At 74.3% G+C, this 11,671-nt stretch carries 9 protein-coding genes; 7 read left to right on the top strand and 2 right to left on the bottom strand.

The genetic code is table 11. The features are described from left to right. Positions 1 to 13: 13 nt before the first annotated feature. The 6 genes from HQN59_RS05625 (at position 14) to HQN59_RS05600 (ending at position 8,467) form a co-directional block, all read left to right on the top strand. A complete protein-coding gene (locus HQN59_RS05625; RefSeq protein ID WP_176066937.1) occupies positions 14 to 2,401 on the top strand; it encodes an ELM1/GtrOC1 family putative glycosyltransferase in 2,388 nt (795 codons plus the stop codon). 167 nt (positions 2,402 to 2,568) lie between these two features. Then, entirely contained in the window at positions 2,569 to 3,717 is a 1,149-nt protein-coding gene (locus tag HQN59_RS05620; RefSeq protein WP_246294705.1) for a fatty acid desaturase family protein, read from the top strand. Then, entirely contained in the window at positions 3,714 to 4,730 is a 1,017-nt protein-coding gene (locus HQN59_RS05615) for a diacylglycerol kinase family protein (protein WP_176066935.1), read from the top strand. Before HQN59_RS05620 ends, HQN59_RS05615 begins: the two co-directional genes overlap by 4 nt. Beyond that, complete coding sequence (locus HQN59_RS05610; protein ID WP_176066933.1) at positions 4,727 to 6,514, top strand: ATP-binding cassette domain-containing protein; 1,788 nt, start codon at positions 4,727 to 4,729, stop codon at positions 6,512 to 6,514. The genes HQN59_RS05615 and HQN59_RS05610 overlap by 4 nt, the downstream gene beginning before the upstream one ends. Next, positions 6,507 to 7,469 (top strand): lysophospholipid acyltransferase family protein, encoded by a 963-nt coding sequence (locus HQN59_RS05605; RefSeq protein ID WP_176066931.1) that lies wholly within the window; start codon positions 6,507 to 6,509, stop codon positions 7,467 to 7,469. The genes HQN59_RS05610 and HQN59_RS05605 overlap by 8 nt, the downstream gene beginning before the upstream one ends. Continuing rightward, positions 7,466 to 8,467: an NAD-dependent epimerase/dehydratase family protein gene (locus tag HQN59_RS05600; RefSeq protein WP_176066929.1), complete on the top strand. Its 1,002-nt coding sequence runs from the start codon at positions 7,466 to 7,468 to the stop codon at positions 8,465 to 8,467. The genes HQN59_RS05605 and HQN59_RS05600 overlap by 4 nt, the downstream gene beginning before the upstream one ends. A 136-nt stretch (positions 8,468 to 8,603) precedes the next feature. Here HQN59_RS05600 and HQN59_RS05595 read toward each other — a convergent pair whose 3' ends face one another. Together HQN59_RS05595 and HQN59_RS26750 are read right to left on the bottom strand one after the other, a co-directional pair. After that, a complete protein-coding gene (locus HQN59_RS05595; RefSeq protein WP_217703851.1) occupies positions 8,604 to 9,566 on the bottom strand; it encodes a hypothetical protein in 963 nt (320 codons plus the stop codon). Then, positions 9,563 to 10,690 (bottom strand): CDP-alcohol phosphatidyltransferase family protein, encoded by a 1,128-nt coding sequence (locus HQN59_RS26750; RefSeq protein ID WP_342451129.1) that lies wholly within the window; start codon positions 10,688 to 10,690, stop codon positions 9,563 to 9,565. The genes HQN59_RS05595 and HQN59_RS26750 overlap by 4 nt, the downstream gene beginning before the upstream one ends. Positions 10,691 to 10,769: 79 nt before the next feature. Between HQN59_RS26750 and HQN59_RS05585 the strand changes: the two genes are divergently transcribed. After that, positions 10,770 to 11,660, top strand: a complete 891-nt coding sequence (locus HQN59_RS05585) for a metallophosphoesterase family protein (protein WP_176066927.1) — start codon at positions 10,770 to 10,772, stop codon at positions 11,658 to 11,660. The last annotated feature ends 11 nt before the right edge of the window (positions 11,661 to 11,671 follow it).

Here is an 11,671-nt window from a genome sequence, read left to right as displayed (position 1 = left end):
CCCGCGCCGCCGCATGAGTTCCAGCCAACCCGTGGCATCGGCCGTGGGCACCTCGTTCGACACCGCGCGCGGCCCCGCCGCCCGCCCCGAGGACGGCGCGCGAGCCGCACCGGCATCCGGTGCGGCGGCCGACCCGGCGCCGCTGATCGAGCCGATCGTGCTCGCGGCGCGGCCCGGGGCACCTGACCGGCCCGCGGTGCGGATCTTCCTCGGCACCGAGCCCGCGCAGTACCGCGCCGAGCGCATCTTCGTGTTCGCGCTCGAGCAGGTGCGCAACCCCGACCGGCGCTACGAGATCTACCGCATGAGTCGCCTTCCGGCCTTCGACGAGAAGGGCTGGCGCACCGGGTTCACCAACTACCGCTTCGCGATCCCGGCGCTCGCCGGCGGGCACGGCCGCGCGATCTACAACGACGTCGACCAGGTCTGGTTCGGCGACCCGGCCGAGCTGTTCGACCAGCCGATGGACGGCCACGGCTACCTGGCGCTGTCGCCGCGCGACACCGCCGTGATGCTGATCGACTGCGCGCGCATGCTCGCCTGCTGGAGCTACGACGCGGCGCGTCGGCGCAGCAAGAAGAGCCTGCACGCCGCCGCCGAGGCAGAGCCGGGCCGCTGGGGCGCGCTCGATCCGGTCTGGCACGCGCGCGACACCGAATTCGTGCCCGGCCGCTCGAAGCTGCTGCACTTCACGGCGCTCGACGCGCAGCCGTGGCAGCCGCTGCGCGACCAGTACACGTATCGCATCCACCCGCACGCCGAGCGCTTCCTCGCGCTCGAGCACGCCGCCGACGTCGCCGGCTGGGAGCTCTACCGCGCGGAGCGGCCCAGCCCCGGCTTCACCGCGGCATGCGAGCGCGCGCGCGAGCTCGACGCCGCACTGCCGGCGGACGTCGCGGCGCTGGCGCGCGAGCTCGGTGTCGCGAGCATCGGCCACGTCGGTGCCGCGACGCTCGCCGCGCCGACCGGCGCAAGCACTCGGCGCATCGGCCTCGGCGAGCTGCGCGATATCCCGACCCAGCGGGTCCACGCGGTCGCCGCGTGGGGGCTCGAGCAGGCGCCGCCCGAGGACCTGCCGTGGCTCGTCGATCGCTTGTTCGCGCGTGCCGGCAAGCTCGTCTACGTCGCGGCGACGCTGCGGCGCGACGGTTCGATCGCGAGCCACGTCGAAGGCTGGCGCCGGCTGCTGCGGCGTGTCGGCGCGCGTTACCCCGACCGTTGCTGGCAGCTCGACTGTCGCGATGCGTCGGGCCATCTGCAGCGCTTTCGCGCCGATCGCGCGGCGCGGGCGTCGGTCGCACCCACGGTCTGGGTGCTGCTCGGCAGCCACGCCGGCGACAACGCCCAGCTGGTCGCGATCGCCGACGCGCTCGGCTGGCCTTGCGAGACGAAAAAGGCGGTGTTCAGCCGCACCGCGTATCGCGTCAACGCATGGCTCGGCGGGCGTCTTTCGCCGAGCCGCATCGCGGGCCTCGCGGCGCCGTGGCCCGACCTGGTGATCAGCGCCGGGCGGCGCAGCGCCCCGGTCGCGCGCTGGATCCGGGCGCGCTCGGGCGGGCGGGCCCGCATCGTCAACATCGGTCGCTCGCGCGTCCCGCTGTCGCGCTTCGACCTCGTGCTGACGACGCCGCAATACGGCGTGCCGCTCGCCGAGAACGTCGTCGGGCTGCCGGCGCCGTACGTCGCCCCGCGCGGGGTCGATGCGGCGGCGCGGGCGCGCTGGACACAGCGTTTCGCGACGTTGCCGCGGCCGTGGATCGCGCTTCTCGTCGGCGGCAGCGCCACGCCCTATCGCCTCGATCCCGGCGCTGCCGCAGCGCTCGGCCGCCAAGCGAGCGAGGCGGCCCGTGCGCGCGGCGGTTCGCTGCTCGTCACGACCAGCCCGCGCACGTCGACCGACGCCGCTCGCGCGTTGCTCGAGGCGATCGACGCACCGCACTGGAGCCACCAGTTCGGCGCCGGCGACGAGAACCCGTACGCCGCGTTGCTGGCGCTCGCCGACGCCTTCATCGTCACCGGCGACAGCGCGACCATGCTGGCCGAGGTGAGCCTCACCGGGCGGCCGGTGGCGGTGTTTCCGACGCCGATTCGCCGTTCGGGCAAGGCGCGGCTGCGGCACGCGGTCGAGCGCTGGTGCGGGGTGGTCGAGCGCGACGCCGGCGACCGCGGCGTGGAGCGCCAGCAGGGCTGGCGCGCACGCGCCTACCTGGCCGCCGTCGCCGCGGGCCTGCGCCGCGAGCGACGCTTCGAGCCGCTCCACGAGGCGCTCGGCCTCAGCACGCTGCCCGGCGGGCTCGACGCGCCGCCGGGCCTGCCGCCGGCGCTGCTCGAAGCGGCACGCGCCCGCGCGATCCGGGCCATTCGCGAACTCGTCACCGCCGAGCGACCGCTCCTGCCATAATCCCGCGGCTTCGCGCGGCCGGCCTGGCCGCGGCGCGGTCCCGGCCGCGCGCTCGTCGGCGCTCCCCACGCTCCTCGCGTGCCCGAGCGACGCACCGCCATCCGGCGAGCAGGCGCGGACGCGAGGCCGCGCGCCGCCGTTCCAGGTCCGCCGCCGTCCGTTCCTCCATGAAAGCTCCGATCGTGCCTGCTGCCGCGCTGATGAACGCCCCTGTCGATGGTGCCGAGCTCCCGGACCCCGCTGCCGACACGGCGCCGCACGCCGAATGGCGCGAGGACGCGCGCCGCCTGATCGGCGAGCTGTTCCAGCGCTCGCCGGCGATCTACTGGGTCGACTTCCTGGCGAGCACGTCGCTGGCGTGGGCGTTCGGTGCGCTCTACATGCTGGCCGACGGCTGGAGCGCCTGGCAGCTCGTGGGTCTGCTGGGCGCGAGCGTGTTCTTCTTCCGCGCCGGCACCTTCATCCACGAGATCGTCCACATGCCGGCGCGCCAGATGGTCGGCTTCAAGCGCGCCTGGAACGCGCTGATCGGCATCCCGCTGCTGATGCCGTGGATCATGTATCGCAACCACACCGAGCATCACAACCACCGGCTGTTCGGAACGCCGGCCGACGGCGAGTACCTGCCGCTCGCGTCGTCGCCCATCGGCGAGACGATCAAGTACCTGGCGCAGGCGCCGCTGCTGCCGCTGTTCCAGCTGGTGCGGTTCGGCGTGCTGGCGCCGCTGTCGTGGCTGTTCCCCAGGTTCCGCGAGTGGGTGCTGACGCGCGCGTCGGCGGCGGTCTCGAACCCGTACTACCGCAAGCGCTTCCCCAGGCGCGACGAGCGCCACCTGAAGATGGTGGAGGCGCTGTGCTTCGCCTACCTGGTGGTGCTGGGCGTGCTCACCTGGCGCGGCGTCATCGAGGCCCGGCACCTCGGCCGGGCCTACATCCTCGTCGCGCTGACGCTGGCGCTGAACTGGGTCCGCAACCTCGCCGCGCACCGCTACGGCAACGACGGGCGCGGCATGACCCTCGCGCAGCAGGTCGAGGACTCGATCAACATCACCGGCCAGACCTGGCTCACGGTGGTGCTGTTCCCGGTCGGCCTGCGCTACCACGCGCTGCACCACATGTTCCCGGCGCTGCCGTACCACAACCTCGGCCGTGCGCACCAGCGCCTGATGGAAGGGCTGCCGGCCGACTCGCCGTACCGCTCGACCAATCGCGCGAGCTTCTTCGCCGGCGTGCGCGAGCTGTGGGTCTCGGCGCGCCGGACTTCGCGTCCGCAGTCGTCGATGCAGCGCTGGTCGGCGCCGACGCCGCGCACTTGAAGCCGAGCGGCGCCGGGCAGGGGCTCGGCCCTGCGGGTCGCCTCGCGATCGACCGAACCCCGCTCCTCCTCGTCAATCCGCTGAGCTTTCGCGCGTCGCGCGGGCTCGCCGAGCGCGCGATCGCGCTGGCGACCGCCCACGGCGCCGAGGTCGAGTGCGTCGATGGCAGCCCCGAGGCGACGAGCGCGGCGGTCGAGCGCATCCTGGCGCGGCGGCAGCGCCACGTGATCGTGCTCGCCGGCGACGGCACCGTGCACGCGCTGATCGAGCGCCTGGCCGAACGGCCGGCTGGAAGCTGGCTTCCCGACCTGCTGGTGCTGCCGGGCGGTCGCAGCAACGTCACCGCCGCCGACCTGCTGCCGGGGTTCGATGCGCTCGGGGGGCTGCGCAGCGGACTCGAGCAGCTGCGCGCGGGCGTCTGGGACGGCTCGATCGTCGAACGCAGCGTGCTGCGCATCGACCAGCCCGGTTTGCCGCTGCGCCACGGCTTCCTGTTCGGCGGTGCCACCGTCGACACCATCATCCGGCGCGCCCACGCGTACCGCGCCGGCGGCAGCGGGCTGCTCCGTACCGGGCATCTCAGCACCCCATGGTTCGCGCTCGGCCTGGCGGCGCGCGCGCTGCAGGGGCGGGCGGGCCTGACCTGCCCACGTCTTACGGTTCGCGCCGACGGCCTCGGCGACCTCGACGGCCGCGTCAGCCTGCTCCTCGCGTCGACCCTGCTGCACCGGCGCGGTCTGCTCGACCCCTACGCCGAACGCGGCACCGGCGGGCTGCGCGTGACCGCCGTCGCGGCCGGCGCGCCGCGCTTCTGGCGCTCGCTGCCGCGCCTGGTGCGCGGGCGATACTCGGCCGCGATGAACCGCGCCAACGGCTACTTGAGCGGGCGCTGCGACCGCCTCGAGGTGCTCGGCCTCGCCGGCTACGTGCTCGATGGCGAGAAGTTCGACGTCGACCCGGCGCGGCCGGTGGTCGTCAGCGCCGGCCCGGCGCTCCGCTTCTTCAGCCGATGAAAGCCTCACCCGCGGACCGGGCTCCGGCCGACCGCAACAAGCGTGGCGCGCTGCCGATGATCACGGCGTTCGTGCGCGCCTACCCTGGGCGCAGCGTCGCCGCGCTGTTCGCGGTGCTGCTCGCCGGCCTGATGGACGGGCTCGGCATGTCGATGCTGCTTTCGATGCTGACGCTGGCGACGCGCGAAGGCGCGCCGAGCGCCGAGCCGTCGCTGCCGGAGCGCGTGGCCGCGCAGGTCGCGCAGACCCTCGGGATGGAGCCGAACGCCGGCGTGCTGCTCGGTCTCGCGCTGGCGCTCATCACGCTCAAGGGCGCGCTCTCGCTGCTCGCCAACCGGCAGGTCGGCTACACCGTCGCGCACATCGCGACCGACCTGCGCCTGGCGCTGATCCGCGCCGTGATGGGCGCGCGCTGGCGCCATCACCTGCGGCAATCGGTGGGCGGGCTCTCGAACGCGGTCGCGACCGAGGCCCAGCGCGCGTCCGACGCCTTCCAGCACTGCGCAGACATGACCGCGATGCTGCTCAACGCGCTGATCTACATGGGCATCGCGCTCTCGATCTCGTGGCAGGCGGGGCTCGCCGCGGCGCTCGCCGGAGCCGTGCTGCTGACGCTCCTGCAATCGCTGATCCGCTCGTCGCGGCGCGCCGGGCAGAACCAGACCAAGCTGATGAAGGGCCTCCTGACGTCGATCAGCGGCCAGCTCGCGGCCGCCAAGGCGCTCAAGGCGATGGCACGCGAGGGCCATGTCGACGCGCTGCTGTCGGACCAGACCAAGAAGCTGCGCCGCGCGATCCGGCGCCAGGTGGTGAGCCGCGAGGCGCTCTCGGCGCTGCAGGAGCCGCTGCTCGCGATGATGGTCGCGGCGGGCTTCTTCCTCAGCCTCGTGGTGCTGAAGATGCCGATGGCGGCGGTGATGGTGATGCTGTTCATGCTCGCCCGCGTCGTCAGCTACCTCTCGAAGGCGCAGCGCGCGTACCAGCAGGTGGCGGTGCGCGAGAGCGCGTACTGGTCGCTGGTCGACAGCATCGACGCCGCGGTGGCGCAGCGCGAGCCGCGCGGCGGCGAGCGCACCGTCCCGCTCGCCGATTCGATCCGCTTCGAGGCGGTGAGCTTCGCGCACGAGGAAGGTCAGACCATTCTGGCGGACGCCTCGTTCACGATCCCCGCCCAGCAGCTCACGGTGTTCGTCGGTCCGTCGGGCGCCGGCAAGACGACGGTGCTCGACCTCGTCGTGGGTCTCCTGCAGCCGACCGCGGGCCGCATCGTCGTCGACGACGTGCCGCTCGGCGAGCTCGACCTGCGCCAGTGGCGGCGCCAGATCGGCTACGTGCCGCAGGAGTCGATCCTCGTCAACGAATCGATCGCCTACAACGTCGCGCTCGGCGAGGAAGGCATCGGCGAGGACGACATCCGCGCCGCGTTGGCAGCGGCCGACGCGCTCGACTTCGTCGACGCGATGCCCGAAGGCATCGAGACGCCGGTCGGCGAGGGCGGCTCGCGGCTTTCCGGCGGGCAGCGCCAGCGTCTGGCGATCGCGCGCGCGCTGGTGCACCGCCCGAGCCTGCTGATTCTCGACGAGGCGACCAGCAGCCTCGACCGCGACGCGCAGGCCGCGGTCATCGAGACGGTGCGTCATCTCAAGGGCAGCCTCACCATCCTCGCGGTGGCGCACCAGGATCTGCTCGTGCAGGCCGCCGACCGCGTCTACCGGCTCGCCGGCGGGCAGGTCAGCACCCCCGTGCGGCGCGACCCGGTGACCGAGCAGCCGGTGCATGGCTGACTCGTCCGTGCGCCTTGCGCTGCGCCGCGCGCGTCGGCGCGCCACTTTTCTCGTCGCGCGCACGCTGGTGCGCGCGATCGGCTTCACGCAGGCCATGCGCGTCGGCGGCTGGGCCGGTGAGCTGCAGTACCGTCTCGACCTCGCCGGCCGGCGCCGCCTGCAGCACGACATCGCCGGCGTGCTCGGGCGGCCCGCGGGCGACGCCGGCGTCGCGGCGCTGCTGCGCGAGGCGTACCGCGCGAGCAACGGTGCGGTGCTCGAGACCATGGCGATGCTCGACCGCCGCCCGCCCGACGACGTGCTCGCCGCGCACGCCGAGATCGAGGGGCTCGACCACCTGCGCGACGCGCTCGCCGGCGGGCGCGGCGCGATCCTGCTCGCTGCCCACATGGGCAACGCCGCGCTGCTGCCGGCGCGTCTGGCGGCGCTCGGCTGGCCGGTCGCGGTGGTGTACCGCGAGGCCCGCATGATGTCGGCGGGCTTCTTCCAGCAGGGCCTCGAGCGCTACGGCATCGAAGGCATCCTCGCCAACGCCGGCATCCGCGCCTACGCCCGGATGGTCGCGGCGCTGAAGAAGGGCGCCGTCGTCTTCATCATGCTCGACCAGGGCGTCAAGCACGCGAAGGACGGCATGCTGCAGCGCTTCGTCGGCAAGGACATGCCGATGCCCGCCGGCCCGGCGCAGCTTGCCCGGACCGCGCGCGCGCCGGTGCTGCCGGTGCTGACGAGCGCGGCGAGCCCACGCTGGCGCTTCGAGATCGGCGCCCCGGTGGCGCTCGGCGGCGCCCGGCTCGAGGACGACGTCGCGACGCTGTGCGGCGTCAGCGAGCGCCAGATCCTGCAGCATCCGCAGCTCTGGAGCTGGCACCACCGGCGCTGGCGCAGGTTCCCGCTCGCCGCGGCGACCACATCGGCGAGCGCGAACGAACCGACGCCGTCGGCGGCTGTGCGGTGAGCAGCGCGCCTGCTCGAACGCCGCCGGCGGACCACGCACCGCTGGTGGCGGTCACCGGCGCGACGGGCTTCATCGGCCGGCACCTTCTCGTCGCGTTGTCCGAGGCCGGCTGGCGCGTGCGCCTGCTGCTGCGTCGCGACCCGACCGAGCTCGCGGCGCTCGGCATCGCGCCGCAGGTGGTCGCGGGATCGCTGGCCGACGACCGGGCCCTCGAGCGCCTGGTCGATGGCGTCGACGCCGTCATCCATGGCGCCGGGCTGATCAAGGCGGCACGCCGCGCCGACTTCTTCGCCGTCAACCGCGACGGCGCCGCGGCGCTCGCCCACGCCGCGCGCCGTGTCGCGCCGCAGGCGCCGTTCGTCCTCGTCTCGAGCCTCGCCGCGCGCGAGCCCGCGCTTTCGGACTACGCCGCGAGCAAGCGCGCCGGCGAGAACGCGGTGCTCGACGTGCTCGGCGAGGGCGCGACCGTGCTGCGCCCGCCGGTGGTCTACGGGCCCGGCGACCGCGAGACGCTGCGCTTCTTCCAGCTCGCGCGCGGCCGCTGGGTGCCGCTGCTCGGCGCCCCCGATGCGCGCGCGGCGCTGATCCACGTCGGCGATCTGGTGCGGCTGATGGCGCTGCTGGTGGCCGAACGGCCTGCTGGTCGCGTCGTCACCGCGGCCGACGCGCGGCCCGAGGGCTACCGCTGGGACGAGCTGCTCGGCGCTGCGGCGCGCGCCGTCGGCAACCCGGCGCCGCGTTTCGTACGCGCCCCGGGCTCCGCGCTGCGCGGCGTCGCCTGGGTCGGCGACGTGGCGCGTGCGTTCGGCTCGGCGAGCATGCTCAACTCGCAGAAGCTGCGCGAGTTGCGCCACCCCGACTGGTCGGTGAGTGCGGCCGAGCACGCGCGGCCCGAGGGCTGGGCGCCGCGCCACGACATCGACAGCGGCTTTGCCGATGCAGTGGCGTGGTATCGAGCCGCCGGCTGGCTGCCCGACCGCGCCTCGACCGCGCACTGAAAGGCGGCGCCGAGCTCGCGCCCGTGCAGGGCCTGCCGCACGAGGTCGGCTCATCGCGAGCGCCAGCGCTGGGTGCGTCGGCTGACGCATCGCGCTTCGACGAGCGCCGCCGAGGCTGGGCTTCGGCGGTCGACGATCAGCGCAGCACGCCGCGCCGCCTGAGCCGCGCGTAGAGCAGCGGCGCCGCGAGCAACGGGTGGCGGCGCTGGAACGCGCTCGGCTCGATCCGGTAGCCCGAGTGGCGTTCGACCTTCCAGGCGACGTAATCGATCGCGTTGTCGAACGTGGTCGCCGCCTTCAGGAGGCGCAGCAGGTTGAGCGGCCGGCCGAGGCGCTGGCGGCGCTGCCAGCGCCGCTCGGCGGCGCGCCGTTCGGCGTCGCCCAGCCGCGGCGCGAGCGCGCCGGCCGCAGCGACGTCGAAGGCGATGCCGGCGGCCTGCCATGCGGCGGGCAGCAGCTCGGCATAGCGCGCGGCGTCGCTGGCGACGAGGTCGACGCCGCGGCTGGTGCGCTCGACGCGCAGCTCGGTCGCATAGGTGCGTGCGAAGAGGGCGCGCCAGTACGCGAGCGGCTCGCCCTCGCGCGGCCCGAGCACGGCGGCCCAGTGCGCCGCGGTGACGACGGCGCCGGCCACGGCGTGCCGCATCTGCTCGCGTTCGACCGGCGAGCGCGCCAGCACGCAGGCGCACGGCTGCGAGAAGCGCGCCCACAGCGTGGTGTCGATGCGGGCCGGGCTCATCGCATGCGCGAACTGGTCGAGCGTCATCACCGCGTACTTGGCGCGCAGCGTGCGCCCGCCGATCGCATGTTCGACGTAGCCCACGCGCGGCGGCAGAACCCGGTTGGCGAGCGCCGCGGCGCGCGAGCCGGGCCAATCGGCGGCCCTGTCGACGAGCACGTAGAAGTCGAGCACGCCGTCGAGTTCGGCGTCGCGCAGTGCCGAGCCGTAGAACAGCACGCCGGCGGTCGCCGAGCCGGCGCGTGCGGCGAGCCCTGCGGCGAGCGCGGCGACGGGCGCCGCGACCGGCCGCTGCCACTCGCGCTCGATCAGCGCCTCGACGGCGTCGAGCGCAGCCGCGGCGCCCGCGCGAGCGGTCATGTCGCGGCGGCGAGCCACGAGCGCAGCGGCCCGCGGCGTCGTTCGATCGCGGCCTGCACGATGCGCAAGGCGTGGATCACGAGCGAGACCACGGTCCAGACCGCGACCGCGACGATGCCGATGTCGGGGCGGCCGGCGAGCACCGCGACCGTGAGGATCAGGAGGTTCGGGTTGCGCCGCGCGGTGACGAGACGGAACTTGCTGTCGAAGCGGCGCCAGACGTGCATGTCCATCTTGAAGCAGGCGATGAAGATGCCTTCCTCGACGCGTTGCAGCACGTAGCCGGCGACGATGGCGGTCAGCACCCCCGCGCCGTTGTCGATCGGCCAGCCGGCGGCGGGCAGGCCGACGATCCAGGCCCACCACCAGAACGGCGGGTGCACGAGGTCGATGCCGTGGTCGTAGACGTTGCCGAGCGGCGACGACTGCAGGGTCACGCGGGCGAGCTTGCCGTCGACGGTGTCGAGGAAGGTCATCGCCCACGCGGCGACGAGACCCGTGGCGTAGTGGCCGGTCCAGAACAGCGCCATCGCGATCAGCACGAGCACCAGGCTCGCCGTCGTCACCTGGTTCGGCGTGATGCCGACGTTGGCGCACCAGCGCGTCACCGCGCGGGCCGGGCGCGGCCACACGTAGAGCGTGACGAGGTCGGTGACGCCCTTGTAGGACGCGCCGAAGACGCGCTGCTCGATCTGCGGCAGCGCGTCGCCGGTCAGCGGCAGCAGGTAGGGCGGCTCGCGTTTCCGGAGCGCGTCGTTGTAGCCGTCGGCGAGCTCGGCCGGCGTGACGCGGCGCGCGCCGGCCGGGGCCTGGCCGGCGGCGACCTGCCGCGCGGCGTCGTCGACGGCGGCGCTGTCGACGCTCGCGGCGACGACCCGACCGTCCGGTCCCGCCAGCGCGAGATCGGCGGTCGCCGCAGCGAGGCCGCGCACCAGCGCCTCGTCGTAGACCCAGTCGGCGCGCAGCAGCACGTGGCGCTCGGCGCTTGCGGCATCCGAGGTCGCGCCGACGCGCGCGAACTGGCGCTGCAGCCGCACCTCGGACGGCAGGCCCCAGACGCGGAGCGGGCTCTGCCCGACGACGCGTCCGGCGACGCGGCGCGGCTCGACGGGAGCGGGCTTCACGAGGTGGCGTCGGCCGGGCGCGACGGGAGGTTTGGCATCATCGGACGGTGGAATTCGTAAACGCAGCCGGCTATTTTCGATGAACGGCTTCGTGCTGGCCCACGCGTCCGACCTCCACCTGCCGTTCGAGCCGCGGCTTCGTCCGAGTCAGCGGCTCTCCAAGCGCCAGCTCAGCGCCTGGTCGTGGCAGCGCCGCAAGGCACTGCACCGGCCCGAGATCCTCGACGCGCTCGCCGCCGACATCCGTGCCCAGGCGGTCGACCACGTCGTGATCACCGGCGACGTCACCAACTTCTCGCTGCCGGGCGAGTTCGGCGCCGCGGCCGAGTGGCTGCGCGCGCTCGCGCCGCCGGGCGCCCTGAGCGTGGTCCCCGGCAACCACGACGCACTGGTGCGCCTGCCCGAGGCCGAGGGCCTCGGGCACTGGCGTGACTGGATGCCAGGCGAAGCCGGTTGGCCGTGGCGGCGCCGTTTCGACGGCGTCACGCTGATCGGGCTCGACTCGGCGTTGCCGACGCTGCCGCTGCTCGCCCGCGGCGCGCTCGGCAGCGAGCAGCTCGAACGCCTCGAGGCGGTGCTCGCCGAGGAAGGCGCTGCAGGGCACGTGCGAGCGGTCGCGTTGCACCATCCGCCCGCCGAAGGCGCGGTGAGCCGGCGCAAGGCGCTCGCCGACCGTGCCGCGCTGCGCGCGGTGCTGCGCCGCGCCGGCGCCGAGCTGGTGCTGCACGGCCACGCGCGCGATGCCCGCCTCGACGCGCTCGCCGGCCCCGCCGAGCCGATCCCGTGCCTGTGCGTGCCGTCGTCGTCAGCGGTGCCGAGCGCGGTCGACGAGGGTGCGCGCTGGCATCGACTGGTGCTGCGCGGGGGCGCACGCCCGAGCGCCGAGGTGCGGGTGCGGCGCTGGTCGATGCTCGACGGCGCGTTCGTCGACGCCGGCACGTACGAGCTGCTGCTGCCGCGGAACGCGTGAGCGGTTCGCGC

The sequence above is a fragment of the Rhizobacter koreensis genome, from assembly GCF_013366375.1.
GTDB classification, from domain to species: domain Bacteria; phylum Pseudomonadota; class Gammaproteobacteria; order Burkholderiales; family Burkholderiaceae_C; genus Schlegelella_A; species Schlegelella_A koreensis.
This window is presented reverse-complemented; position numbering and strand designations above follow the sequence as displayed.